This is a genomic window from Flavobacterium johnsoniae UW101 (genome assembly GCF_000016645.1).
GTDB lineage: Bacteria > Bacteroidota > Bacteroidia > Flavobacteriales > Flavobacteriaceae > Flavobacterium > Flavobacterium johnsoniae.
Genome location: NC_009441.1, coordinates 2,221,258 through 2,247,361, shown reverse-complemented (window position 1 = coordinate 2,247,361; position 26,104 = coordinate 2,221,258). Strand labels below are relative to the sequence as shown.

The 26,104-nt window shown below is 33.7% G+C and carries 22 protein-coding genes and 4 tRNA genes; 2 read left to right on the top strand and 24 right to left on the bottom strand.

Annotated elements, in window-relative coordinates; translation table 11 throughout:
• Positions 1-100 precede the first annotated feature (100 nt).
• The 17 genes from rpoB to FJOH_RS10030 all read right to left on the bottom strand — a co-directional run bounded on the left by rpoB (position 101) and on the right by FJOH_RS10030 (position 12,651).
• Positions 101-3,913 carry a DNA-directed RNA polymerase subunit beta gene (gene rpoB, locus FJOH_RS10110; RefSeq protein WP_012024015.1) on the bottom strand — a complete coding sequence of 1,271 codons (3,813 nt, stop codon included), beginning with the start codon at positions 3,911-3,913 and terminating at the stop codon, positions 101-103.
• Between the two features lie 264 nt (positions 3,914-4,177).
• Positions 4,178-4,549: a 50S ribosomal protein L7/L12 gene (gene rplL, locus FJOH_RS10105; RefSeq protein ID WP_008466917.1), complete on the bottom strand. Its 372-nt coding sequence runs from the start codon at positions 4,547-4,549 to the stop codon at positions 4,178-4,180.
• A gap of 92 nt (positions 4,550-4,641) precedes the next feature.
• Positions 4,642-5,145: a 50S ribosomal protein L10 gene (rplJ, locus tag FJOH_RS10100; RefSeq protein WP_012024014.1), complete on the bottom strand. Its 504-nt coding sequence runs from the start codon at positions 5,143-5,145 to the stop codon at positions 4,642-4,644.
• A 22-nt stretch (positions 5,146-5,167) separates the two neighbouring features.
• Positions 5,168-5,857 carry a 50S ribosomal protein L1 gene (gene rplA / locus FJOH_RS10095; RefSeq protein ID WP_012024013.1) on the bottom strand — a complete coding sequence of 230 codons (690 nt, stop codon included), beginning with the start codon at positions 5,855-5,857 and terminating at the stop codon, positions 5,168-5,170.
• 13 nt (positions 5,858-5,870) lie between these two features.
• Positions 5,871-6,308, bottom strand: coding sequence for a 50S ribosomal protein L11 (gene rplK / locus FJOH_RS10090; protein WP_008466923.1), 438 nt, complete (start codon positions 6,306-6,308; stop codon positions 5,871-5,873).
• A gap of 67 nt (positions 6,309-6,375) precedes the next feature.
• The gene (gene nusG, locus FJOH_RS10085) at positions 6,376-6,927 is read right to left on the bottom strand and encodes a transcription termination/antitermination protein NusG (protein WP_012024012.1); all 552 of its coding nucleotides are present in this window, start codon (positions 6,925-6,927) and stop codon (positions 6,376-6,378) included.
• A 10-nt stretch (positions 6,928-6,937) separates the two neighbouring features.
• A complete protein-coding gene (gene secE, locus FJOH_RS10080; protein WP_008466927.1) occupies positions 6,938-7,135 on the bottom strand; it encodes a preprotein translocase subunit SecE in 198 nt (65 codons plus the stop codon).
• An 18-nt stretch (positions 7,136-7,153) separates the two neighbouring features.
• Positions 7,154-7,224: transfer RNA gene (locus FJOH_RS10075), tRNA-Trp, on the bottom strand.
• A gap of 62 nt (positions 7,225-7,286) precedes the next feature.
• Entirely contained in the window at positions 7,287-8,474 is a 1,188-nt protein-coding gene (tuf, locus tag FJOH_RS10070; RefSeq protein WP_012024011.1) for an elongation factor Tu, read from the bottom strand.
• A gap of 55 nt (positions 8,475-8,529) precedes the next feature.
• Positions 8,530-8,601: transfer RNA gene (locus FJOH_RS10065), tRNA-Thr, on the bottom strand.
• A 91-nt stretch (positions 8,602-8,692) separates the two neighbouring features.
• Positions 8,693-8,773: transfer RNA gene (locus FJOH_RS10060), tRNA-Tyr, on the bottom strand.
• 59 nt (positions 8,774-8,832) lie between these two features.
• Positions 8,833-8,906 (bottom strand) — tRNA-Thr (locus FJOH_RS10055).
• Positions 8,907-8,996: 90 nt separating this feature from the next.
• Complete coding sequence (hpf, locus tag FJOH_RS10050) at positions 8,997-9,299, bottom strand: ribosome hibernation-promoting factor, HPF/YfiA family (protein ID WP_012024010.1); 303 nt, start codon at positions 9,297-9,299, stop codon at positions 8,997-8,999.
• Between the two features lie 33 nt (positions 9,300-9,332).
• Positions 9,333-10,226, bottom strand: a complete 894-nt coding sequence (locus FJOH_RS10045; RefSeq protein ID WP_012024009.1) for a tyrosine-type recombinase/integrase — start codon at positions 10,224-10,226, stop codon at positions 9,333-9,335.
• Between the two features lie 100 nt (positions 10,227-10,326).
• Entirely contained in the window at positions 10,327-10,521 is a 195-nt protein-coding gene (rpsU, locus tag FJOH_RS10040) for a 30S ribosomal protein S21 (RefSeq protein WP_012024008.1), read from the bottom strand.
• A gap of 87 nt (positions 10,522-10,608) precedes the next feature.
• Complete coding sequence (locus FJOH_RS10035) at positions 10,609-11,751, bottom strand: acyl-CoA dehydrogenase family protein (protein ID WP_012024007.1); 1,143 nt, start codon at positions 11,749-11,751, stop codon at positions 10,609-10,611.
• 12 nt (positions 11,752-11,763) lie between these two features.
• Positions 11,764-12,651 (bottom strand): ComEA family DNA-binding protein, encoded by an 888-nt coding sequence (locus FJOH_RS10030; protein ID WP_012024006.1) that lies wholly within the window; start codon positions 12,649-12,651, stop codon positions 11,764-11,766.
• Between the two features lie 273 nt (positions 12,652-12,924).
• Between FJOH_RS10030 and FJOH_RS10025 the strand changes: the two genes are divergently transcribed.
• On the top strand, positions 12,925-14,394 hold the full coding sequence (locus FJOH_RS10025; RefSeq protein WP_012024005.1) for an APC family permease: 1,470 nt from the start codon (positions 12,925-12,927) through the stop codon (positions 14,392-14,394).
• Positions 14,395-14,458: 64 nt separating this feature from the next.
• Here the strand turns inward: FJOH_RS10025 and FJOH_RS10020 are convergent, their stop codons facing one another.
• The 6 genes from FJOH_RS10020 to FJOH_RS09995 form a co-directional block, all read right to left on the bottom strand.
• Positions 14,459-14,686 carry a PspC family transcriptional regulator gene (locus FJOH_RS10020; protein ID WP_008466940.1) on the bottom strand — a complete coding sequence of 76 codons (228 nt, stop codon included), beginning with the start codon at positions 14,684-14,686 and terminating at the stop codon, positions 14,459-14,461.
• A 52-nt stretch (positions 14,687-14,738) separates the two neighbouring features.
• Positions 14,739-16,010 (bottom strand): DUF2851 family protein, encoded by a 1,272-nt coding sequence (locus FJOH_RS10015; RefSeq protein ID WP_012024004.1) that lies wholly within the window; start codon positions 16,008-16,010, stop codon positions 14,739-14,741.
• Positions 16,011-16,141: 131 nt separating this feature from the next.
• Positions 16,142-17,503: a pyridoxal-phosphate dependent enzyme gene (locus tag FJOH_RS10010; protein ID WP_012024003.1), complete on the bottom strand. Its 1,362-nt coding sequence runs from the start codon at positions 17,501-17,503 to the stop codon at positions 16,142-16,144.
• A gap of 42 nt (positions 17,504-17,545) precedes the next feature.
• Complete coding sequence (locus FJOH_RS10005) at positions 17,546-19,519, bottom strand: putative porin (RefSeq protein ID WP_012024002.1); 1,974 nt, start codon at positions 19,517-19,519, stop codon at positions 17,546-17,548.
• Positions 19,520-19,704: 185 nt separating this feature from the next.
• The gene (locus FJOH_RS10000; RefSeq protein ID WP_012024001.1) at positions 19,705-21,252 is read right to left on the bottom strand and encodes a RagB/SusD family nutrient uptake outer membrane protein; all 1,548 of its coding nucleotides are present in this window, start codon (positions 21,250-21,252) and stop codon (positions 19,705-19,707) included.
• A gap of 7 nt (positions 21,253-21,259) precedes the next feature.
• Positions 21,260-24,367 carry a SusC/RagA family TonB-linked outer membrane protein gene (locus FJOH_RS09995; RefSeq protein WP_012024000.1) on the bottom strand — a complete coding sequence of 1,036 codons (3,108 nt, stop codon included), beginning with the start codon at positions 24,365-24,367 and terminating at the stop codon, positions 21,260-21,262.
• Between the two features lie 336 nt (positions 24,368-24,703).
• Here FJOH_RS09995 and FJOH_RS09990 point away from each other — a divergent pair, with 336 nt between their 5' ends.
• Positions 24,704-25,369 carry a ribonuclease HII gene (locus FJOH_RS09990; protein WP_012023999.1) on the top strand — a complete coding sequence of 222 codons (666 nt, stop codon included), beginning with the start codon at positions 24,704-24,706 and terminating at the stop codon, positions 25,367-25,369.
• Positions 25,370-25,404: 35 nt separating this feature from the next.
• Here FJOH_RS09990 and lipB read toward each other — a convergent pair whose 3' ends face one another.
• Positions 25,405-26,103 (bottom strand): lipoyl(octanoyl) transferase LipB, encoded by a 699-nt coding sequence (lipB, locus tag FJOH_RS09985; RefSeq protein WP_012023998.1) that lies wholly within the window; start codon positions 26,101-26,103, stop codon positions 25,405-25,407.
• Position 26,104: the final 1 nt, after the last annotated feature.

Below are 26,104 nucleotides of genomic sequence, written 5' to 3'. Positions count from 1 at the left end.
GGGTATAAATCTTTAAAAACTTCTAACATTTAGTAAACAGCCCCAGTCCCAATGTTCAGCGCTAAACTGAATACTGAGACTGTAACTGAAAACATTTTATTTATTCTTCCAAACGAAGATCTAAACCTAGACCTTTCAATTCGTGCATTAATACATTGAATGATTCTGGTAAACCTGGTTCTGGCATAGTTTCACCCTTAACGATAGCTTCGTAAGTTTTAGCTCTACCAATAACGTCATCAGACTTAACAGTTAAGATTTCACGTAAAGTACTAGAAGCTCCATAAGCCTCAAGTGCCCAAACCTCCATCTCTCCAAAACGCTGACCTCCAAATTGAGCCTTACCTCCAAGTGGCTGTTGCGTAATCAATGAATATGGTCCGATAGAACGTGCGTGCATCTTATCATCAACCATGTGTCCTAATTTAAGCATGTAAATTACACCAACAGTTGCTTTTTGTGCAAAACGCTCTCCAGTTCCACCATCATAAAGATATGTATGCCCGAAACGTGGTACGTTAGCCTCATCAGTCAAAGCGTTGATCTCGTCAAGAGAAGCACCGTCGAAAATTGGAGTAGCAAATTTTCTACCCAAGTTCATACCAGCCCATCCAAGAACAGTCTCATAAATCTGACCAATGTTCATACGTGAAGGTACCCCAAGTGGATTCAATACAATATCTACTGGTGTTCCATCTTCTAAGAAAGGCATATCTTCGTGACGAACGATTCTAGCAACAATACCTTTGTTACCGTGACGTCCTGCCATTTTATCACCAACTTTTAACTTACGTTTTTTAGCGATATAGATTTTAGCCAACTTCAAGATTCCAGATGGTAATTCATCTCCAACCGTAATAGTGAATTTCTCTCTTCTTAAAGCTCCTTGTAAGTCGTTCAGCTTAATTTTATAGTTATGAATTAAATCATTAACCATTTTATTAGTAGCGTCATCAGCAACCCATTGACCTTTGCTTAAGTGAGCAAAATCTTCTACTGCGTAAAGCATTTTTTGAGTATATTTTTTACCTTTTGGTAAAACTTCTTCACCCAAATCATTCATTACACCTTGAGATGTTTTTCCGTTAACGATCAAGAATAATTTCTCAACTAATCTGTCTTTTAATTCAACAAATTTAGTTTCGAATTCCATTTCTAAAGCGCCTAAAGCATCTTTATCTTGAGTACGTTTACGTTTATCTTTTACGGCTCTTGCAAATAATTTTTTGTCAAGAACTACACCGTGTAAAGATGGAGAAGCTTTTAATGAAGCATCTTTTACATCACCCGCTTTATCTCCGAAGATTGCACGAAGCAATTTCTCCTCTGGAGTAGGATCTGATTCTCCTTTTGGCGTAATTTTACCAATCAAAATGTCGCCAGGTTTAACCTCTGCTCCAATTCTGATCATACCGTTTTCATCTAAATCTTTAGTAGCTTCTTCAGAAACGTTAGGAATATCGTTTGTTAACTCTTCGTTACCTAACTTAGTATCTCTAACCTCTAATGAATAATCATCAACGTGGATAGATGTAAAAATATCATCGCGAACTACTTTCTCAGAAATTACAATCGCATCCTCGAAGTTGTACCCTTTCCATGGCATGAACGCAACTTTTAAGTTTCTACCTAAAGCTAATTCTCCATTTTGAGTAGCATATCCTTCAGATAATACTTGTCCAGGAACAACTCTATCACCTCTTCTTACGATAGGCTTCAAGTTGATACTTGTACCTTGATTGGTTTTTCTAAATTTAATTAAGTTGTACGTTTTCTCATCAGCATCAAAACTAACCATTCTCTCGTCTTCTGTACGATCGTATTTAATAGTAATGATATTAGCATCTACGTATTCAACAGTACCATGCCCTTCAGCATTGATTAATACTCTTGAATCTGAAGCTACCTGACGCTCTAAACCTGTACCAACAATCGGTGCTTCAGGACGGATCAAAGGAACTGCCTGACGCATCATGTTCGATCCCATCAACGCACGGTTCGCATCATCATGCTCCAAGAAAGGAATCAAAGATGCAGAAATCGAAGCGATCTGGTTAGGAGCAACGTCTGTATAATGTACTGAACTTGGTTCAACAACTGGGAAGTCACCCTCTTCACGAGCAATAACATTACTAGCTGTAATTTTACCAGAAGCATCCATTTCAATGTTTGCCTGAGCAATCATTTTACCTTCTTCTTCTTCAGCACTTAAATAGATTGGTGCGCTTTCTAAATCAACAACACCATCTGTAACTTTACGGTATGGAGTTTCAATGAATCCCATTCCGTTTACTTTTGCGTAAACACCAAGAGATGAAATCAAACCAATGTTTGGTCCCTCAGGAGTTTCAATCGGACATAATCGACCATAGTGAGTATAGTGAACGTCACGAACCTCGAAACCAGCTCTCTCTCTCGAAAGTCCACCTGGTCCAAGTGCAGAAAGTCTTCTTTTGTGTGTAATCTCAGCTAATGGATTCGTTTGATCCATAAATTGAGATAACTGGTTAGTACCAAAGAAAGAGTTGATAACTGATGATAATGTTTTAGCATTAATCAAATCAATTGGTGTAAACACCTCGTTATCTCTAACGTTCATTCTCTCACGAATAGTTCTAGCCATACGTGCTAAACCAACACCGAATTGTTGAGACAATTGTTCACCAACTGTTCTAACACGACGGTTTGATAAGTGATCAATATCATCAATCTCTGCTTTAGAGTTGATCAACTCGATCAAATATTTAACGATTGTAATGATATCCTCTTTAGTAAGCACTTGCTTATCCATAGGGATATCTAAATCTAATTTTTTGTTCATTCTGTAACGACCAACTTCACCTAAGTTATAACGTTGATCAGAGAAGAACAATTTATCTATAATACCACGAGCAGTTTCCTCATCAGGCGGTTCAGCGTTACGCAACTGACGGTAAATGTGCTCTACAGCTTCTTTTTCAGAGTTTGTTGGATCTTTTTGTAACGTATTGTGGATAATAGCATAATCTGCTTGGTTATTATCCTCCTTGTGCAACAAAATAGATTTTACGTTAGAATCGATGATCTCTTCAACATTATCTTTGTCGATAATTGTATCACGGTCAAGGATGATTTCGTTACGCTCGATAGAAACTACCTCTCCAGTATCCTCATCTACGAAATCCTCGTGCCATGTGTTCAAAACACGCGCGGCAAGTCTTCTTCCAATATATTTCTTAATACCTGTTTTAGAAACTTTAATTTCTTCTGCTAAGTCGAAAATTTCAAGGATATCCTTATCTCTTTCGAAACCAATAGCACGGAATAAAGTTGTAACAGGTAATTTTTTCTTTCTATCGATATACGCGTACATTACGCTGTTGATATCTGTAGAAAATTCTATCCAAGATCCTTTAAAAGGAATTACTCTCGCAGAATAAAGTTTAGTTCCATTTGCGTGGAATGACTGTCCAAAGAAAACCCCTGGAGAACGGTGTAATTGAGATACTACAACACACTCGGCACCATTAATAACAAAAGTACCACTAGGAGTCATGTAAGGAATTGTTCCAAGATAAACATCTTGTACAATTGTTTCAAAATCTTCGTGTTCTGGATCTGTACAGTATAGTTTTAACCTAGCTTTTAAAGGCACACTATAAGTAAGACCTCTCTCTATACATTCTTGAATTGTATAACGTGGCGGATCAACAAAATAATCTAGGAATTCCAATACAAAGTTGTTTCTTGTATCTGTAATTGGGAAGTTTTCCATGAAGGTGTTGTATAACCCTTCGTTGCCTCTTTCGTCAGATTTCGTTTCTAATTGAAAGAAATCTTTAAAAGATTTAACCTGAACATCTAAGAAATCTGGATAGTCAGGGATATTTTTTGTAGAGGCAAAATTCAATCTTTCAGTCTGATTTGTTATCATCAATGGACAAAATTTTGATTAAAAAAAAGTAATTTTTGTTTGTGTAAAACACACTGTTTAATCTATACTTTCTTATTATAATCAATACATCTTTAAAAATAAACTATAAAAATAAGCCGATTTTCTTTCTTCGTATTGATCTAAAACTTTTTCGTATTTTAAACTATGGGATAATAAAACTTAATATATTTTATTATACGAAAAATGGTTTAGGTCTTTGAGTGTTAACTCAAGACCTAAACCTAGTTCTTAAACTGAGTTTAATTATTTAAGCTCAACAGTAGCTCCAGCCTCTTCTAAAGATTTTTTAAGACCTTCAGCCTCTTCTTTAGAAACACCTTCTTTAACGTTGCTTGGTGCACCGTCAACTACATCTTTAGCTTCTTTAAGACCTAAACCAGTTAATTCTTTAACTAATTTCACAACTGCTAATTTAGAAGCTCCTGCATCTTTTAATACAACTGTAAATTCAGTTTGTGCTTCTTCAGCAGCACCGTCTCCACCTCCAGCAGCAACTACTACAGCAGCAGCAGCAGGCTCGATTCCGTACTCATCTTTTAATATTGTTGCTAATTCGTTAACTTCTTTAACTGTTAAGTTAACTAATTGTTCTGCGAATTGTTTCAAATCTGCCATTTTTTCTATCGTTTAAAATGATTTGTGTAAAAAATATAATTTAATTATTGTGCGCTAATTAAGCAGTAAGGAAGCAAACTCCCTTACGATAATTACTCTGCTCCTTCTTCTTCGCTTCCTGCGAATTTGTTTTGTAAAGCAGAAATAATTCTTTGAGCTGGAGATTGTAATAATCCAATGATTTCTCCAATAAGCTCTTCTTTAGATTTAATTGTAGCTAACGCATCTAATTGGTTATCTCCAATATATACTTCAGAATTGATGTAAGCTCCTTTTAAAACTGGTTTATCAGATTTCTTACGGAAATCTTTAATAATTTTTCCAGGTGCATTAGCAACATCAGAAATAAATATAGCACTGTTACCTGATAAAACTGTAGGTAAATCACCATAATCATTAGAAGAAGCTTCCATTGCTTTTGCAAGCAAAGTGTTCTTTACAACCTCTAATTTGATACCTGCTTTAAAACAAGCTCTACGTAAGTTTGAAGTTGTCTCTGCGTTTAAACCAGAAATATCAGAAATGTAAATGATATTTGTACCAGCTAACTGCGCAGTTAAATTTTCAATCGCGATTGATTTTTCTTCTCTAGTCATACTAAAAATTTTTAACTACCAATTATACTGCTTTTGGGTCTAATGCAATAGCAGGACTCATTGTGCTTGTAAGGTGAATACCTTTGATGTATGTACCTTTAGCAGCAGTTGGTTTAAGTTTTATTAATGTTTGAATAATTTCGTGTGCGTTGTCAACAATCTGCTCAGCTCCAAAAGAAACTTTACCGATTCCTGCGTGTACGATACCAGTTTTATCAACTTTAAAGTCAATTTTACCAGCTTTAACTTCTTGAACAGCTTTAGCAACATCCATAGTTACTGTACCTGTTTTAGGGTTAGGCATTAAACCTCTAGGTCCTAAAATACGACCTAATGGACCTAATTTACCCATAACAGCAGGCATAGTAATGATCACATCAACATCTGTCCAACCGTCTTTGATTTTTTGTAAGTAATCATCAAGACCAACATGATCTGCTCCAGCCTCTCTTGCTTCAGCCTCTTTGTCTGGAGTAACCAATGCTAATACTTTAACATCCTTTCCTGTTCCGTGAGGTAAAGTTACCACACCTCTAACCATTTGATTCGCTTTTCTTGGATCTACACCCAAACGAACTGCGATATCAACAGACTCATCAAATTTTGCAGAAGCAACAACTTTCAATAATGCCGCAGCATCTTTTAGAGAGTATAATTTGTTCTTTTCAATTTTTGAAGCAGCCTCTTTTTGCTTTTTTGTTAATTTTGCCATGTCTTTTTCTTAATTAAAAAGGAGCATCTCCTGATACAGTTATACCCATAGATCTAGCCGTTCCAGCAACCATACTCATAGCTTTTTCAATTGTAAAAGCATTTAAGTCTGGCATTTTGTCTTCAGCAATAGTTCTAATTTGTTCCCAAGTAACGCTAGCTACTTTTTTACGATTAGGCTCACCAGAACCAGATTTTAGCTTTGCAGCTTCCATTAACTGAACTGCTGCTGGAGGAGTCTTAACAACAAAATCAAATGATTTGTCTTTGTACACAGTGATTTGCACTGGACAAATTTTGCCAGGTTTATCCTGAGTTCTAGCATTGAACTGCTTACAAAACTCCATGATATTAACCCCAGCAGCTCCTAAAGCAGGTCCAACCGGTGGCGACGGGTTCGCAGCACCTCCCTTAACTTGTAGTTTAACTACCTTACTAATTTCTTTAGCCATTTTTAAAAAATTTATCACTGTAATCAATGGAAGCGATTACAATGGTTTATTATAGTGTAACAAAAAATTATACTTTTTCTACTTGCATAAAACTTAATTCTAATGGAGTTTTTCTTCCGAAAATCTTAACCATTACTTCAAGTTTACGCTTCTCTTCATTGATTTTCTCAACCGTACCATTGAAACCATTAAAAGGACCATCGATCACTTTTACTGTTTCACCTAAGCTGAACGGAATTGATCTTGTATCTGTATTCACAGCAAGTTCATCCACTTTACCTAACATACGATTTACCTCTGAAAGTCTTAAAGGAACAGGTTCTCCGCCTTTAATTTCTCCTAAGAAACCAATCACACTAGTAATAGATTTAATAATATGAGGTATCTCACCAACTAAGTTAGCTTCAATCATAACATATCCAGGGAAATAAACTTTATCCTTAGACATTTTTTTCCCTTCTTTTACTGTAACCACTTTTTCAGTAGGTACTAAAACTTGAGAAACATAATCCTCCATCCCTAGTCTGGCAATCTCAGTTTCGATGTAAGCTTTAACCTTATTTTCTTGACCGCTTACAGCTCTAACTACATACCATTTTTTCACATTATTATCTGCCATCACAAAAAAATTATCCTTTTAACCAGTTAAAAAATCCAGCCAAAGCTTTTGCAAAAAATTCGTCTACTCCCCATGTTGCCAAAGCAAATAGAATCGAAAATACAGCCACAACAATTGTCAATTTTTGAACCTCAGCCCAAGCAGGCCAAGTAACATTTGACTTTAACTCTTCGAAAGCCTCTGATAAATAATTAGTAACTTTTGTCATTTGATATATTTTTTATTGCACGGGCGGAGGGATTCGAACCCCCATCAACGGTTTTGGAGACCGCTATTCTACCCTTGAACTACGCCCGTAATTAAAAAAGCCAGTGACTTCAGTTAAGACATCAACTGGCTTTTGTTTTTATTATTATAGATTACTCTACGATTTCAGTAACTTGTCCAGCACCAACTGTTCTACCACCTTCACGGATAGCGAAACGTAAACCTACGTTCATAGCGATTGGACTTAATAAAGCAACCTCAATAGTTAAGTTATCACCTGGCATTACCATCTCTACACCTGCTGGTAAAGAAATAACTCCTGTTACGTCAGTTGTACGTACGTAGAACTGTGGACGGTAGTTATTGTGGAATGGAGTGTGACGTCCACCTTCTTCTTTTTTCAAGATATAAACCTCAGCTTTGAATTTAGCGTGTGGTTTTACTGAACCTGGCTTAATAATAACCATACCTCTTTTGATATCAGCTTTATCAATACCTCTTAACAATAAACCTACGTTATCTCCAGCTTCACCTCTATCAAGGATTTTACGGAACATCTCAACTCCTGTAATAGTAGAAGTTAATTTTTCAGCTCCCATACCGATGATCTCAACAGGATCTCCAGTGTTAGCAACCCCAGTTTCGATACGACCTGTAGCAACAGTTCCACGACCTGTAATTGTAAATACGTCCTCAACTGGCATCAAGAATGGTTTAGCAACGTCACGTACTGGCTCTTCGATCCAGTTATCAACAGCTTCCATTAATTCGATAATTTTAGGTACCCAGTTTGGATCATTGTTTAATCCTCCTAAAGCAGAACCTTGAACTACAGGACCATTATCTCCATCATATTCGTAGAAAGATAATAAATCTCTAATTTCCATTTCAACAAGCTCTAATAACTCAGCATCATCAACCATATCCACTTTGTTCATGAAAACAACGATTCTTGGAATACCAACCTGACGTCCTAAAAGGATGTGCTCACGAGTTTGTGGCATTGGACCATCTGTAGCAGCAACTACTAAGATAGCACCGTCCATTTGAGCAGCACCAGTAACCATGTTCTTTACGTAATCCGCGTGACCTGGACAGTCAACGTGAGCGTAGTGACGGTTAGCTGTTTCGTACTCTACGTGTGATGTATTAATAGTAATACCTCTTTCTTTCTCCTCTGGAGCGTTATCGATTTGATCAAACGATTTTGCTTGACAGTAACCAGCATCTGACAATACTTTTGTAATTGCAGCAGTTAATGTAGTTTTTCCGTGATCTACGTGTCCAATTGTACCTATGTTTAAGTGCGGTTTGGAACGATTAAAATTCTCCTTTGCCATTTTACTTAATTTTTAATCTTAGTTATATATTAATTTTCAATTTCCTACTTACTTGAGCCAATGTCGGGATTTGAACCCGAGACCTCTTCCTTACCAAGGAAGCACTCTACCCCTGAGCTACACCGGCAGAGAGTTCTGATTTTAGATTTTTGAATTCTGATTTTAGACTTTTAAAAACCTAAAATCTAAAATCCGAAATCTTAAACTTCTTTTTTTTGTGGGGAGAGCAGGATTCGAACCTGCGAAGTTCACACAGCAGATTTACAGTCTGCCCTCGTTGGCCGCTTGAGTATCTCCCCTAATTTTAAAATTCCATCATTTTAAAGAACCAATTTCAAATCGCATTTGAAATATTTTGAGCCGATAGAGGGACTCGAACCCACGACCTGCTGATTACAAATCAGCTGCTCTAGCCAGCTGAGCTACATCGGCGAATACATTAAAAAAGTCCGCTATTTCTAACGGACTGCAAATGTAGCTATTTTATCTTTTAATCAAAACATTTTTTAAAAAAAATTTCAATTATATATGTGCTCTAATTTTTTCTTTCCTTTTAACCAGCAAACGTTCTAGCGATTCTGCCGAAAGTTCCACAGCTTCCTCAAAGGTTTTACACTGCTTTTTAACCAAAAACTCATCTCCCGGAACATTAATCTTAATCTCTACTGCTTTATTCTCCTTCTCACTTGTTCTTTCAACTTTTAAAAAAACATCAGCCGAAACCACTCGGTCGTAATACTTTTCAAGCTTATCCATTCTTTCTTGAATAAAATCCACCAATTTTCTGTCGACAGTAAAGTTAACTGCATGAACATCTACCTTCATAATAATAATTTTAGGGTTAAACTTTTGGAACTATTATTTATTTCTCGGATGCGCTTCTGAATATACTTTTTTTAACTCTGCTAAACTATTATGAGTATAAACCTGCGTAGACGCCAAACTCGAATGCCCTAATAATTCCTTAACTGAATTTAAATCTGCCCCATTATTCAGCAAGTGAGTCGCAAAAGTATGCCGAAGCACATGCGGACTCTTCTTTACCTTTTCAGAGACCCTACTAAAGTAACAATTTATTAATCGATACACAAAAGATTCGCTTAATTTTAACCCTTTTTTCGAAATAAAAAAATATTCAGAATCCACAATCTGATCAAGCTGCTCTCTTTCTTTTATATATAAATTAATTTGATCCGCAACTATCGGCAGAAGCGGCACAATACGCTCTTTACTCCTTTTACCCAAAACCTTCACAACACCCGAAGACAAATCAACATTTTTCAACATTAAACCTATCAATTCTGCCCGACGCATTCCTGTAGTATAAAACAAATCCACAATAAGCTTATCCCTAACCTCCTCAAAGCCAATTGGAGACTCAACTCCAAACATCAAATCACTTACTTCTTTTTCTGAAAACGGAATCTGGACAATTTTAGGAGTCTTGAGCGCCTTATGTTTAAGCATTGGACTTACCTCTATCTGCTTTATTTTTAAAAGGAATTTATAAAACGCTTTTAAAGACGCCATTTTACGATTTACAGAAACATTCGAAACTCCTTGATCTACCAAAAAAACAATCCAGCTCCTGATTTGACTATAATTTACTCTCTCAATAGAATCCTGCTCAAAACGCTCTTTATTAAACTCTTCAAAAAAACCCAAATCATTTAAATAAGCATTTACAGTATGAGGAGAATATTTTTTCTCAAACTGTAAATAATCCTGAAATGCCTGCTTATTTGATTTCATATCATCAATAAATTACAAAAGGTTTTAAAATAAAAAACCGTTAGGATCAAAATTAATACATTTTGACCACTAACGGTAATTATTTTTGAAAAGCAAAATACTAACTTTCTAAACTATCTTTCAAAGTTTGAATGTAAGCAGCTTTTTGAATTTGAGCTCTTTTTACAACAGAAGGCTTAATAAAAGCAGTACGTGCTCTTAATTGACGAACAGTTCCTGTTTTATCAAATTTTCTCTTATAGCGCTTTAATGCTCTATCGATATTTTCTCCGTCTTTAATTGGTATAATTAACATAATATAGACACCTCCTCTCGTTAAGGCTGCAAATGTAAAAATTAATTATGAATTATGAATTATAAAATGTAAATTATTTTACAAAATCTATTCTTTCAATAAGTTTCTCGAAATAACCAGTTTCTGAATTTCGGTAGTTCCTTCTCCAATAGTACACAATTTAGAGTCTCTGTAAAATTTCTCTACCGGAAAATCTTTTGTATAACCATAACCTCCATGTATCTGAACTGCTTCATTTGCGATTTTCACACAAGCTTCTGATGCGTACATTTTTGCCATAGCTCCCGAAGTTGTTACTGGTTTATGTTGCTGTTTTAAATAAGCAGCTTTATGCAGAAGCAGTTCTGAGGCTTCAATTTCTGTAGCCATATCAGCCAATTTAAAAGAAATTCCCTGAAAATTACTGATTGGCTGACCAAACTGATATCTTTCTTTTGAATATTTCAATGCTGCTTCGTAAGCTCCTTTTGAAATTCCTAATGATAAGGCTCCAATTGAAATTCGGCCTCCATCTAAAATTTTCATTGCCTGAACAAATCCCTGACCGACTTCTCCTAATCTATTTGCATCTGGCACACGACAGCCGTCAAAAACCAATTCAGCCGTTTCACTCGCGCGCATTCCCAACTTATTCTCTTTTTTACCCGAAGAAAAACCTGCCATACCTTTCTCTAATACAAAAGCTGTCATTCCTTTTGAGTCGCCTTTTTCTCCAGTTCTAACAATTACAACAGCTACATCTCCAGATATAGCGTGTGTAATAAAGTTTTTAGCTCCGTTAATAATCCAAAAATCTCCATCTTTAACAGCTGTTGTATTCATTCCTCCAGCATCAGAGCCTGTATTATGCTCTGTAAGTCCCCAAGCTCCAATAAATTCAGCCGTTGCTAGTTTTGGCAGATATTTTTTCTTTTGTTCTTCGTTCCCAAATGTTAGAATATGATTTGTACAAAGTGAATTATGCGCAGCTACAGACAATCCTATTGAAGGATCAACTTTTGAGATTTCTTCAACTACTGTAATATATTCGTGATAACCCAATCCTGAACCTCCATATTCTTCAGGTACTAAAACCCCCATAAATCCCATTTCACCTAATTTCTTAAACAAGTCGACAGGAAAAATCTGCGCCTCATCCCACTCCATTATATAAGGTTTTATATTCTTTTCAGCAAAGTCTTTTATAGATTGCGCAATCATTGACTGCGTTTCGTTATATTCAAAATTCATTTTACTAATTTTTTAGAACTCCAAATATAAACTAATTATTTTTGCTTTTTCAACAGGAAAACCTTTAATTTTTGACAAATCCTCAATATTATTAAAATTTCCGTTCATACTTCTATACGTTACAATTTGTTTGGCTAATGCATATTTAAAGTATGGAAACTGCGACAACTCTTTTAATGACGCGTCATTTATAGGAATCTTTTTAAAGTTAGAAGGTAAGACGGCTTTAAAATGATTATTTAATTCTATTATTACTTCTGGCGATAATCCCCAAACATCTGTTAGTTGTTCCATAGAAACAAAACCTCCTAATGTTTCTTTTTGTTTCAATATTCTTGTAGAAAGCGCCTCTCCTATCCCATATATCTTTATTAAATCTTCTTGAGATGCCTGATTGATATCTGTTAAAATAATTCTTTCTTTTTTTTCAAACACCTTCGGGACATATTCTTTTCTTTCTTTTTTGAATTCATTCTTATTTTGCGCCCAGTCCGGAAATTTAAAAAGCGGTGAAAGCACATTTAATAATGAATCTGAAATTTGGGTTACATTTTGAAATTCTTCTGCAGAATTGACATATTTATTTTGTTTTCTAAATGCTAACAATCTGTCGATTTCCTGAATCGACATTCCCAGCTTATACCCTTTATAGTCTGAAATATAATTTGGATTAAATTTATAAACCTTGTGATTATTCTCTAACTCATTTTTTTTCTGAGCGTCTATCTCATTTTGGATTGAAAGCCATTGCTTTTCTTCTGCAGAGATTTTTTCATATTTGCTGAAATCCGAGAAAAAATAAATAAGCTGTAAAATAATTATTATAGTAAAAAATAGAAAAATCCCTGTTTGTTGTCTATTTGTAAACTTAAAATAACGGTTAAGTACCTGAAAATTCATTATTAATAAAAAAATCAAAAATTAAAACAGCGCAAATTACGTAAGAATTTACACATTTAATAAGAAAAATAATAAAAAACACAATTCTCAAAAAGTTAAAGTTCGATCCATTACTTACCAATTAATTTAATGAATCTCAGCTATTAAAGCAAACCCAATAATTATTCATCCAAAAAATTAAATATTTTATAACTTAAAACATGATAATTGTTTTTATTTTTTACAAAAAACAATACATTTGGCACTTAATAACAAATAAACCAATAAAATAGTATGTCAATTTGGAGAGTTAAACCAATATCTGCCTTTGAGGCTGATATGAAAAAAAGTGATTTAAAAAGAGTCCTTGGAAAATGGAGCCTTACTGCCATTGGGGTTGGTGCCATTATCGGTGGTGGAATTTTTGTACTTACCGGTACTGGAGCTTATTACCATGCAGGTCCAGCTTTAGCAATTTCGTTTATTATTGCAGGTATTGCCTGTGTTTTTGCTGCTCTTTGTTATTCTGAATTTGCTTCTATCTTACCTGTTGAAGGATCTGCTTATGCATATGCTTATGGTACTATAGGAGAAATGTTTGCATGGATAATCGGCTGGGGACTTATTCTTGAATATGCAATGGGATCAATGACAGTCGCCGTTTCCTGGTCAGGATATTTCAACAAATTACTTAAATTGTTTCACATTAAACTTCCTGAATGGCTCACAACAGACCCTGCAAGTTACACTGGTGAAGGATTTTCAATGAATCTTCCTGCTTTCTTGATTGTAATTTTAGTTATTTCATTACTAATTAAAGGTACAAAAAGCGCAGCTAAAGCAAATAATGCTATTGTAATCCTTAAAGTATCTGCAGTAATCTTTGTAATTATAGCTGGTCTTTTCTTTATTAATACAGCAAACTGGAGCCCGTTTATTCCTGAAGCAACTCAGATCATAGAAAAAGAAACGACTCATAATGCTTACGGTATTGGAGGAATTGTTTCAGGAGCTGCTGCAATTTTCTTTGCTTATGTTGGTTTTGATGCTGTTTCTACACAAGCCGGAGAAGCTATTAATCCTAAAAAAGATGTTCCGTTTGCGATCATTGCTTCTTTATTAATTTGTACTACATTATATATTCTTGTTTCATTAGTATTAACAGGAATGATGAATTACCAAGATTTTAATCCACTAGGAAAATACCCTGATGCTATTAAAGCTCCAGTAGCTTATGCGTTTGATATTGCAGGGCAAGGCTGGGCTGGTTCTATTATTACTGTTGCTGCAACTATAGGTTTGATATCTGTATTAATGGTAATGATCATGGGACAATCAAGAATCTTCCTAGGTATGTCTAAAGATGGATTAATTCCTTCAGTTTTCTCTAAAGTAAATCCTATTTCCGGAACTCCAAAAACAAACTTAATGATTTTAGGAGGTATTATCGCAACTGTTGCTGCATTTACACCAATCAACAAATTAGCTGATATGACAAGTTTTGGTACTTTGTTTGCCTTTACAATGGTTTGTATCGCTGTTTGGATTTTAAGAGTTAAACAACCGGGATTAAACAGAACTTTTAAAGTTCCTGCTTTACCAGTTATTGCTGTTCTTGGAATCGCAATCAATTCTTACTTAATTTTCAATTTAAGTTTAGATGCTCAATTATTATCATTTGGATGGCTTATAATTGGTATTCTGGTTTACTTCGGATACAGTAAGAAAAGATCAAGACTTAACGATACTACAACTGAAGAATAAAATACTATTTATTTATAAAAAAAAACTCCAAATCTAAGATTTGGAGTTTTTTTTATATATAAATCTATAAATCAAATACCGAAGTTCTTTTAGAACGAATTAAATCTTTCAATCTAATCCAAAAGGCCAGAGTTAAATAAACTCCAAATCCTAACCCGGCGGTAACAAACGATATGTAGATAAAAAACAATCGAACACTTGTTACACGCATTCCCAATTTATCTGCTAATCTCGATGAAACATGGAAACCATATTTTTCGAAAAAGAATTTAAGTTTTAAAATTGCTGACATCTTTATTTTAGGCTTTAGATTTTATATTCCTGATTACAAAAGTACAAATTATCTAATTGTTTTTAAGCAATTCAATTCCAACAGCGCATTTTAAACAGGCTTTATTATTACAGTATTCATTTTTAAGTTCTAACAGAGACTGACTCTCAAATGCGTTTGCTGATTTTATGCCAAATGAATTAAACTTATCTATAACGGCATTTTTTTCTGAATCAACTTCGACCATAAAATCAATTAAATCTTCTGTTACAGACTCCCCTATCGTATTTGAGTAAGCAAACTGAATTGGTATTATAGTATTTATAATTATCAAGTCCAGAAATGATTTTGATAATGGCTTCGCTTTCTTTGAACTTTCTTTATCGAACTGATAATGATTTTTCCAATATTCGCTTGAAGAAACATTCAGCAGATTATAAACTTCTTTCGCAGATTTTAAAGCTATTATTTTAGAAAACAAATTTTGATGTTTATGATATATCTCCGCAAGCTGAGAAAGTCTTATTGTTGGAAAATTATCCGGGCGGAGCTTAAAAAACAAAACCGGATCAACATGTGTTTTTACTAGTTGGTATTTATGAAGAAGAAAAAAATATTTAAACTTCAGATCTTTAAAATAAACGTCCTCCTTTTCTCCGTCTAACAAACCTGCAGTTCCCAAAAATAAAGCTTCAAGACTGCCTGCTTCAAAACTTTCCTTTCTAATAATCGAAAAAGGTATTGATTTAGCAATCTGTAAAAATGAATTTCCGTTTGTATTTAAACCAAAGTTTTTTGCCAGCATACAAAACAAAACGGCTTCCCAATCCTGGTTTGTTTCTTCAAGCAATTCATAAACAAATGCCGACTTGCGTTCTAACCGTTCAAAAAACAATCTCTCCTGCCAGTTTTTAAATATAAATTCGTCAATCTCGTTTAATTGTCGTTCACAGGAAATCCATGTTTTTGGCGAAACAAGTGCATAATAATTTTCTATTATTTCCTGAGAAACATAATCCTTAAGAACCAAAACCGGGATTTCTGTGTTGTTTTCCCTAAAAATTGCTGTATCATTCTCCCAAACCACATGGAGAATAACATTTTCATAAGCAGGATCTTTTTCGTGATTGTGCAGATACCAATCTGAAGATTTTAAATGTATTTCTACATTTCCTGCCCACTTTTGATCTCCAATTTTTATGTGTGCGTTAAAAAAATCTGGTCCAGAAAGTTCTAAATAATCACCCGGCTTAATAATTGTGATTAATTCATTTTGTGCTGTTTTTAAATTCAGGTTATCAAACTTCCTGAATTTCCATAAATAATGAAGAAAATCTTCTTTCATTTTTTTTACTATTGTAATTACAATTTAAAAATAATAAATTTAATATTATTCTTACAAATTTATTTTAAGGAATAAAAAAATCCACAAACCCGATTCAATCTGATTTGTGGATTAAAGTTTTATTTATAAGCCTATTTTATAGAGCCAATAATATCATATTTTGTAATAATGTGATGGTTTCCGTTTCCTAAATCAACAAGAACTGCATCATTTTCTTTGGTAAATAGTTTTGATACTTCTTCGATTGGTGTTCCTAATTTTACAATTGGAAAAGGTTTTCCCATTACTTCTTTAATTGGTTTTTCGGCTACGTTTTTATCAGCAACATAACTTCTAAACAAATCTGTTTCATCTACAGAACCAACAAAACCGTTTATATCAACAACCGGAATCTGCGAAATTTTATATTTACGCATACGCTCAATGGCATGAGAAACTAATTCTTCTGTACGAACAACAATTAATTCTTTGTCGATGTGATCTTTAATAACATCTTCTGCTTTCGTGACATTTTCTTCTAAGAATCCGCGTTCACGCATCCAGTCATCATTAAACATTTTACCTACATAACGGCTTCCTGAATCATGAAATAAAACAACAACAACATCATCTGGTTTAAAGTGTTCTTTTAACTGAAGTAATCCTTTTATGCAGGCTCCTGCAGAATTACCAACAAAAATAGCTTCTTCAAGAGCAATTTTTCTTGTATAAACTGCGGCATCTTTATCGGTTACTTTTGTAAAACCATCAATTAAGGAGAAATCAACATTTTTAGGTAAAATATCTTCTCCAATTCCTTCTGTTATGTATGAGTAAATTTCGTTTTCGTCAAAAATTCCCGTTTCATGGTATTTCTTAAAAACAGAACCATAAGTATCTATTCCCCAGATTTTAATATTTGGATTTTTTTCTTTTAAGTATTTTCCAACTCCAGAAATTGTTCCTCCAGTTCCAACCCCTACAACAAAATGTGTAATTTTTCCGTCTGTCTGTTTCCAGATTTCCGGGCCGGTCTGCTCATAATGTGCCAACGAATTTGACATATTATCATACTGGTTTACATACCATGAATTTGGCGTTTCTTCGGCCAAACGTTTTGAAACTGAATAATACGAACGTGGATCTGTAGGCTCAACATCTGTAGGGCAAACTACAACTTTTGCTCCAACAGCACGAAGTATATCCATTTTTTCTTTTGACTGTTTATCTGAGATTACACAGATTAATTTGTACCCTTTTACGATTGCTACAAGTGCCAGTCCCATTCCAGTATTTCCAGAAGTACCTTCAATTATAGTTCCTCCTGGTTTAAGTCTTCCGTCAGCCTCAGCATCTTCAATCATTTTTACGGCCATTCTGTCTTTTACAGAGTTTCCCGGATTAAATGTTTCGACTTTTGCCAATACTAACGCATCAATTTCAGCAACAATTTTGTTGAGCTTTACCAATGGTGTGTTACCAATTGTTTCTAAAATATTATTTGAAAAGTCCATTTTATTTAAGTTTAATGTGGTATTTAAATAATTGTATGATTTTTATTGGAAGAAATTCCAAACTAAACCAAATCTGATAACAAAATCACGATACGGATTATCAGGCGCAGAGTAATAATTACTACTTGAGAACAAAGCATTTAAATGTTCTGCTTTTAAGTAAAAACGTGTCTGGCGAATTCGTGCATTTATGAAAACATCAAAAGTGGCATAATTACCAATTTCTTTAGTGTTCTGCACAAAAAATTCTCCAATAACAGGATTGTAGCTATTTCCATAATATTTGGTAAAATAGTTAAATACAACTCCTCCTTGTGCGTATAACGCTTTTTTGAAAAAGTAGTTTGTGTAATAGAATGTGTTTCTTGTTACAAAATCAGGCACGTTTAAAATCAACTCTGACTGATCTACTTTTTGATACAATAATGTGTTGTCTAAAGCAAATTTTCCAAATTTAAATTCTCTACTGGCTTTAATTTCTAAATAATTAATCACATTTCCGTACTGAGCCGGTTTTACAATTTGTGTTCTAAGTGCTGCTTGTGCAGGAGTTGCCATATCAACAAAATACAAGTGATCTTTTAGGACTGTATATTGAGCTTCAGCATTTACCCAAGGTGTAGAAATGCTTGCACCTAATGAATTTATTTTTTCATTTTTAAAGTTATTCGACCAATTGTATTCTACATAACTGCTTTGGTACAAGTTGTAATTATTATTAGGCAGTTTGTTGATATTTCTATATCTAAAATCAAATTGTATCTTATCATTTAAATCATAACGCAATTTAGCGTCAAGATCTGATAATGATTGGTTTGTAATCGATCTTGTATATAGAAAACGTCCATTCCATTTATTTTTTTGATATTCATATTGCCCGCCGAAATTATTAATCTGCAAAAACAAATTATCAGGAATAACATTTCCAGAAGCATCAATTAAAATTCTGTTGTACTTGTAGTTTGATCGGTAATCGTCAACAAAGAAATTGAATTTACCTAAAAGAGAATTTTCATAAGCAGCTCCAACTCTATTATACAGTCTTTCAAAATGTGTCTGATCGTTTATACCGCTTGTTACATAAGACTCTCCAAAACGTTTTACCGGCTCTGTAAATCCATCAACAGCAGAAAGAACAGTTGCCTGATTGTATTCAAAAAATTTATTTTCGTAATTAAACTGATGGTTTATGTATAAGTTGTTATTTCCATCTTTAGGATTTATTCTAAAAGCATGGTCAAAAAACAAACGTCTTCCTTTTAAAAAGGATTTCGCATCTGTTAGATAAACCTGCAGACGCTGACGGTTTTTAAAATCGGCACTACCACTTTCAAAATCTTCAGCTGTTGTAATACCACCATTCTCTTCGTTTAAATTATCCTGATACGTGTAATGTACATTCAAGGCATATCTTCGGTTTGTAGTCGCATAACTTGTCGTAAATCTAAAATTTCCTGCACTTACTAACTGATTAATGTAATCTCCTTCTGAACGCAGACCTCTATAAGCAATTGAGAAATTAAGGTTCTTAGATGTATTTAATGTAATAAACGAATCTACATTCTGACCTTTATTTATTGTGGTATTAAAAAACAACTCCGTTAAAGGTGTTGGAACAGAATAATATCTTATCTCATCAGCTTGTATATAATTGTAATGCTTGGCAGTAAAACCAATTTCCGGATATGGAGAATAACTGGTTAAACTATATTGCAGGATATTTAACGGCTGTCCTATATTTGGAAACTCTAAAAGCCCAAAAAGATCTTTTCTAAGATGGTTTTGTTTATAGGCACTTTTTATAGTCAGCGAAGTATCTGCATTAATAGTATCATGTTCCAGAGAAATAATTTGATATTGCTCTATTTTAGCAATTTTTGCCTTTTTCTTTTTAACAGTGTCTGTTATACTTGAATATTTTGTATTCATATCTAAACTACCTTTTGAAGTAGTTTTTTCTTGAGAAAACAATAATGTTGGTATAATTAATAGATATAAAAAAATGAATATTCTCATTTGATAGCGTTATATAAAATTATTTCGGCAAAATTTGTTGAGCAAAGGTAAAAGATAAAAACGTATAAACGAAAAAAAACAAATTGTTAGTATTGAGAAGTTTTTGTTTTAATTACAAAGCATAATTAATTAATAACCCCCTCAATTAAAAGATAATTGAAGGGGTTACAGTTGATTTTTGAGTTCTACCAATTTGGATTTTGAACTAATGCCGGATTAGTATTCATTTCTATTTGCGGTATAGGCCACAAAAACTTATAATCTGAGGCTGGTATAGCAGGCACTCCATAAGGACCTGTATATGGTGTACCTAATGTAAATAGTTCCGGTGCCGGTGCTGCATTAGCAAGTTTAGCAGGGATACCATCAATTGGCGCAATATCATCACCTTGTAATCTATGAATATCAGACCATCTGCGTCCTTCCATTAAAAATTCAATCCTTCTTTCTTTTAATATTGCATTCACTAAAGCTGGTGTTGAATTTAAATCTGCTGACGTATATGATTCATCTGCTGGGTTTGCCAAAGATCTATTTCTAACTTTGTTTAATAAATTTAAAGACTCTGTCAAATCTGACCCCATACGGGCATATGCTTCTGCCATGTTTAATAAAACCTCTGCATATCGAATCACAGGAGCTGCATCAGACAAGTTTGTTACATCAGTATACTTATTAGTATATTTTCTTCCAGCAACTGTTACAATCATTTTCCCTTCTTCTCTTCTCTTATCAGTAGAAAGCCAGCTTGGGTCACGCCAAATTATAGGACTAATTGTTACCAATCCCCTGTTTTTCAAAATACTTGCTAATGCTCCATTAGTTTGAGGATTAGATGTGGCAGAATGTTGAATTGAAAAAATAGATTCAGAATTCGTAAAGTTATTAGCTAAAACAAAAGGTTCTCCTGGATTAGCAGTTAAAGTATATTGACCATTTAATTTATTTCCTTCAGTAATTACGTTCTGCCAATCTCTTTTATGAAGATAAACTCTTGTTTTGAATGCAATTGCCGCATTTTTAGAAGCCTTAGCAATTGAATTAGTAGTTATTAAATTCTCAGCATCTGTTAAGTCTGCTAAGATTTTTGCATAACATTCTGCTACAGTATTTCTAGGTTTTAACGTTTCGGAATCAATTTCTCCTTGTGTATTAACACCAATTTCTCTGTAAGGTATTCCTAAATGATCTGCATTTGGCGTATAATTATAAGGTCGCGCAAAGTAAGTTAACAATTCAAAATGAGTGATTGCACGTAAAAATTTGGACTGACCTATATAATCATCTCCTACCTCTTTCGATATAATACCTTTAGCCACAGCATCTGTTGTTCCTTCAATCATTAAGTTACATCTGTTAATAAGTCTGTAACCATCAACCCAATAATAAACATTATTAGCTGTAGTTGGATCGTAAGTTGCTGTATAAGTTAATTGATAGAATGTTGCAGTGTTCACAGCATCTTCGCCTCGGCATTCTCCCTGCTCAATAAAAGCAGCTCCCCAAATATAACCTCTACCTCCATTTGGTAAAGTAGGAACAGCATTATATTGTCCAATTGCCGCTGCATTGTAAACGCCATTCATTGAAGATTCTATTAATGATGGTGTTGAAAAAGCATCTTTTTCTGAAATATTATTAATTGGACTTAAATCCAATATTTTTTCTTCTGTACAGGAATTCATTCCAAAAACTAGTGCAGAAACTATAATCGATTTTATTAAATTTTTCATAGGTCTATTATAAACTTACATTAATTCCCATTGACATCACTTTTGTTCTAGGAGTTCCATTAATATCTACTCCTGATGTTTCCATTTCTGGATTCAGTCCTTTATATTTAGTAATTAACCAGATATTCTGGGCCTGAACAAAAAATCTAAAATTATCAACCTTAATTCTATCCATTAATTCTTTAGGAAGAGTATATCCAAACGTTATATTATCAAGAGAAATAAAATTTCCGCTTTCAACAAATCGCGAACTTGCACTTCCTGAAAGATTCGTAAATGTATTAGAACTTGCATATAATCTCGGCGTCCATCCATCTCCAGGATTTTCAACGCTCTGCCATCTTCCTAAAATTTCAGTACTGTTATTATTAAAATTCTGATTCATTAGTTCTCTTCTGGTACCATTAAAAATCTTATTTCCTCCGCTAAATCTGAACATAAAACCTAAATCAAGATTTTTATATTTCATGCTAGAAGTAAATGAACCGTAATAAGTAGGCAGTGTTTTTCCTAATATAACTTTATCAGTAGCTGAATTTAAAGATGATGGAGTACTGGTATTAGTTGGATCTGCCGGATCAAAAACAGCATAAGTAGACTGTCCGATTAATCCTTGCACTAATGAACCATCTGCTTTATAATAAACCGGATTACCATTTGCCTTATTTACTCCCCAATATCTAAATCCATATAAAGAATTTAATGATTCACCTTCTCTAATAATAATATTAGGAGCAATATTTGTGTCTGTAGATGATCCTCCAATAATATCTTGACCATTGTAAACATTCGTTACAACATTTTTAGACAATGTTAAATTAGAAGATAAATCCCATGTGAATTTTTCATTTTTAAATGCCTTAAAACTAACCGCAAACTCGTAACCTTGATTATAAAGCTTTCCAATATTTTTGTTAATGGTATTGTTAGGAACTCCAAGTGAAGGTGCTGTTGGTGCTGCTAAAATTAATTTATCAATATTATTTCTATAATAATCAAAAGCAATTGTTAAACGATTATTCAGTAATCCTAAATCAACTCCAAAATCGCTTTTTGCGCTAGATTCCCATTGAAGTTTATCATTACCAAATTGGTAATAACCTAAACCATTTAACTTAGCATAAGGAGAACTGATTGTTAATCCTAAATACGGATAATTTGCTCCATTCAAAATATCAGTATTTCCAACCTTAGAATAAGACCCTCTAAGTTTCAAATCTGTAATTACACTGCTTAGAGGCTGCATAAATTCTTCTTTAGAAATTGTCCAGCCTGCAGAAACACCCGGAAAATTTGTCCATCTGGTATCAGGGTCTAATTTTGAAATACCATCTCTTCTAATAGAAGCCTGAATAAAGTATTTTTCTTTGAAGTTATATGTAAAACGTCCTAAATACGAGATAATACCATTTTCTGTAACCGATCCTCCTGAATCTTTTGTTGAATAAGAATTATCTACAAGATTTTTATTGTAGAAATCGCTCATCAGGTCTGTACCTTCTCCCCAAAAATTCTTATAAGTCTGCTTTTGATATTCAGAGACAAGCGTAACTCCAATATTATGATTCTCTGCAAATGTTTTTTTATAGTTCAAAATATTCTGCCAGTTCCATCTTAAGTACTCAGTATTATCATTATAAAGAATTCCATTACTAGTACGTCCATCTCCATGAATTGGATTCCAATACTGAAAACCATCAGTAATTGCGTTATCTGCACTTATTTGTAATCTATAAGTCAAATCAGATGTAATTTTTGCATTTGCAAAAATATTCGCCAATGTTCTATTTACTTTTGAATAATATCTATTATGATCTAAAACATAAACAATATTTGTAATATTATCTCCAACCGGATCGGTATTATCCCATTTACCAACAGTAGTATTATCTTCAGAAAGATTGTAACCTGTTGGATTGTTTGGATCATAAATAGGAACATTTGGCTGCTGTCTTATAGCATTAAAAATATTACCAGAAAGACCGCTTGCATTTGTGTTTAAACCATTATACTCTGTTCTAGTAACACTTAAATTTGTTCCAATACTCAACCATCTATTAATATCCTGATCAATATTTGCTCTAATCGAATATCTTTTCATGTTATTTCCTTTATTAATACCATCTTGGTCAGTTAACCCAAGAGATAAGTAATATTTTGTTTTGTCAGAACCTCCGCTAAAAGAAACATTATGGGTAAGTTGTGGTGCATTTCTTAAAATAGCACTTTGCCAGTCAGTATTATAGGTATCACCTATTGCCCAAGGGCTTTGACCAGCATTAGTTCTTTTCTCATTAGAAATAACTAAGAAATCAGGAGTTTGCAGCAAATCATATTTTTTTGCTGCACTGGCAATACCTAAAGTACTTGAAAAGTTAACTTTCATAGTTCCTTTTTTACCGCTTTTTGTCGTAATTAAAATCACTCCATTTGCAGCACGCGAACCATAGATTGCCGTAGAAGCTCCATCTTTTAAAACTTCATAAGATTCTATATCAGCAGGATTTATATCTGCTAAACCATTTGTATTTGCAACTCCTCCAATATCTCCAGAAACTATAGGCATACCATCTACAACAATTAAAGGTTCAGTACCTCCAGATATTGAAGCAATCCCTCGTATTCTAATTTTTGGAGCAACACCTATTATACCACTATTAGTAACGATTTGAACTCCTGTAGCTCTTCCTGCTAATGCTCCTTCAAAACTAGGTGTAACTATATTTGCAATTTCATTACCAGAAATTTTAGAAATTGAACCTGTAACTTCTTTCTTTTTTTGTACGCCATAACCCACAACAACAACTTCTTGCAGTTCTTTACCTGCTTCCTGCAGTTTAGCATTTACAACAGAACTGGTTCCTACTGTTGCTGTAAAATCCTGCATTCCCATGTAAGAGAAAATTAAAACATCTCCTGTTTTGGCTTTTACCGAATATTTTCCATCAAAATCGGTTTGTGTGCCATTTTTGGTTCCTTTTACAATCACATTGACTCCCGGAACCGCTCCACCTCCATCTGTAACAACTCCTGATATTGTTCTTTCCTGTGCAAAAGAAAACTGCGTGCAGATCAACATCAACAATGTTAAAATAAACGTAAATTTTAATCTCATTTTAAAATTATTTTAAGTTAATAACCTGACAAAAATCAATTTATTTTCTTACAAAACAAATTTTAAAATGTTAAAAATAAATACTTTTCTTACTTTAAAAATACAACAAAAACAGAAATAACTTACTTTTAAATAAAAGCATTACATAAATCATTTTTTCTAAAAACTCATTTTTTTCTAAAATCAAACATAATTCCATTAAAGTGATTGTTAAAAATTAACAAACTTGTATTTAATTTATCAAAATAAAGGACTTTACCTCCTTTATTTTGAATATTGCTTTTTAATGATTTTTAGAAAAAAAAATATAATATTTGTGGTTCAAAAAAAATAAAAATGCTGCAACTTAATTATTCAGGATTTACTTTAGAGACTGGAACTGATGAGGCTGGACGTGGATGTTTAGCGGGGCCGGTTACCGCAGCCGCGGTAATTTTACCCAGTGTTTTTGAGAATAACATATTAAACGACAGTAAGCAATTGTCTGAAAAAGCAAGAGCACTTTTAAAACCTATTATAGAAGAGCAGGCGCTTTGTTTTTCGGTTACGCATTTATTTCCTGATGAAATTGACGAAATAAACATCTTAAATGCTTCTATGAAAGGAATGCAGGAGTGTATTTTGAAATTAAAACATATACCTGAATATATTATTGTTGATGGAAATCGTTCTCTAAATGCAAAATTGGGATTGAAAAATACTTTTGGGAAGCAATTTTCTAAAGAAGAAATTGAACTCTTAAAATCAATTCCTAATCAAAGTATAATTAAAGGTGATGCTAAATTTCTAAGTATTGCCGCTGCTTCTATATTAGCAAAAACATACCGCGACGAATATATGGACCAAATTCATGAAGAATTCCCAATGTACAATTGGAAACAAAACAAAGGATATCCAACCAAAGAACATCGCGAAGCCATTAAAAAATATGGCACTACAAAATATCACCGAATGAGTTTTAGACTTCTGCCGGATCAATTAGAGCTTGATTTTTTCGAATAAAAAAAGACTTATCAAAATGATAAGTCTTTTTTATTTTAAACTATTTCAGCTTCAAACAAATGGGTTAAATGTTTTATGATTTTAGACTTTACTTCGTCTTCATCTACTTTTTCTACGCCAAGTTCAACGTTTAAAGACGTAACACCTTTTCCACGAATGCCGCACGGAATAATATTATCAAAATAACCTAAATCTACATTTACATTTAAAGCAAATCCGTGCATTGTTACCCAGCGCGAAGCACGAACGCCCATTGCGCATATTTTACGTGCAAACGGAGTTCCAACTCCCAGCCAGACTCCTGTTTCGCCCTCGCTTCTGCCAGATTCTAATCCGTATTCTGCCAGAGTCAGAATCATAGATTCTTCAAGTAAACGCAGGTATTTATGAATATCCGTAAAGAAATTTTCTAAGTCCAGAATTGGATATCCAACAATTTGTCCCGGTCCGTGATATGTGATATCACCGCCGCGATTAATTTTATAAAAAGCTGCTCCTTTTGCTTCTAGCTGTTTTTCGTTTAATAATAAGTTTTCTAAATCGCCGCTTTTACCTAAAGTATAAACATGCGGATGCTCAACAAACAATAAATAATTGGATGTTGGCAAGTCCAGTTCTTCTCTTCTGTTCTTGATTTTTAAATCGACAATATCCTGAAAAAGTTCTTCCTGATATTCCCAAGTCGATTTATAGTCTCTGTTTCCCAGATCCTGAAGTTGAATTTTTTTATTCATT

Excerpts from the sequence above, each read along its gene's own strand:
- rpoB (WP_012024015.1), bottom strand. The coding sequence starts at position 3,913 with ATGATAACAAATCAGACTGAAAGATTGAATTTTGCCTCTACAAAAAAT.
- rplL (WP_008466917.1), bottom strand. The coding sequence starts at position 4,549 with ATGGCAGATTTGAAACAATTCGCAGAACAATTAGTTAACTTAACAGTT.
- rplJ (WP_012024014.1), bottom strand. The coding sequence starts at position 5,145 with ATGACTAGAGAAGAAAAATCAATCGCGATTGAAAATTTAACTGCGCAG.
- rplA (WP_012024013.1), bottom strand. The coding sequence starts at position 5,857 with ATGGCAAAATTAACAAAAAAGCAAAAAGAGGCTGCTTCAAAAATTGAA.
- rplK (WP_008466923.1), bottom strand. The coding sequence starts at position 6,308 with ATGGCTAAAGAAATTAGTAAGGTAGTTAAACTACAAGTTAAGGGAGGT.
- nusG (WP_012024012.1), bottom strand. The coding sequence starts at position 6,927 with ATGGCAGATAATAATGTGAAAAAATGGTATGTAGTTAGAGCTGTAAGC.
- secE (WP_008466927.1), bottom strand. The coding sequence starts at position 7,135 with ATGACAAAAGTTACTAATTATTTATCAGAGGCTTTCGAAGAGTTAAAG.
- tuf (WP_012024011.1), bottom strand. The coding sequence starts at position 8,474 with ATGGCAAAGGAGAATTTTAATCGTTCCAAACCGCACTTAAACATAGGT.
- hpf (WP_012024010.1), bottom strand. The coding sequence starts at position 9,299 with ATGAAGGTAGATGTTCATGCAGTTAACTTTACTGTCGACAGAAAATTG.
- FJOH_RS10045 (WP_012024009.1), bottom strand. The coding sequence starts at position 10,226 with ATGAAATCAAATAAGCAGGCATTTCAGGATTATTTACAGTTTGAGAAA.
- rpsU (WP_012024008.1), bottom strand. The coding sequence starts at position 10,521 with ATGTTAATTATACCAATTAAAGACGGAGAAAATATCGATAGAGCATTA.
- FJOH_RS10035 (WP_012024007.1), bottom strand. The coding sequence starts at position 11,751 with ATGAATTTTGAATATAACGAAACGCAGTCAATGATTGCGCAATCTATA.
- FJOH_RS10030 (WP_012024006.1), bottom strand. The coding sequence starts at position 12,651 with ATGAATTTTCAGGTACTTAACCGTTATTTTAAGTTTACAAATAGACAA.
- FJOH_RS10025 (WP_012024005.1), top strand. The coding sequence starts at position 12,925 with ATGTCAATTTGGAGAGTTAAACCAATATCTGCCTTTGAGGCTGATATG.
- FJOH_RS10020 (WP_008466940.1), bottom strand. The coding sequence starts at position 14,686 with ATGTCAGCAATTTTAAAACTTAAATTCTTTTTCGAAAAATATGGTTTC.
- FJOH_RS10015 (WP_012024004.1), bottom strand. The coding sequence starts at position 16,010 with ATGAAAGAAGATTTTCTTCATTATTTATGGAAATTCAGGAAGTTTGAT.
- FJOH_RS10010 (WP_012024003.1), bottom strand. The coding sequence starts at position 17,503 with ATGGACTTTTCAAATAATATTTTAGAAACAATTGGTAACACACCATTG.
- FJOH_RS10005 (WP_012024002.1), bottom strand. The coding sequence starts at position 19,519 with ATGAGAATATTCATTTTTTTATATCTATTAATTATACCAACATTATTG.
- FJOH_RS10000 (WP_012024001.1), bottom strand. The coding sequence starts at position 21,252 with ATGAAAAATTTAATAAAATCGATTATAGTTTCTGCACTAGTTTTTGGA.
- FJOH_RS09995 (WP_012024000.1), bottom strand. The coding sequence starts at position 24,367 with ATGAGATTAAAATTTACGTTTATTTTAACATTGTTGATGTTGATCTGC.
- FJOH_RS09990 (WP_012023999.1), top strand. The coding sequence starts at position 24,704 with ATGCTGCAACTTAATTATTCAGGATTTACTTTAGAGACTGGAACTGAT.
- lipB (WP_012023998.1), bottom strand. The coding sequence starts at position 26,103 with ATGAATAAAAAAATTCAACTTCAGGATCTGGGAAACAGAGACTATAAA.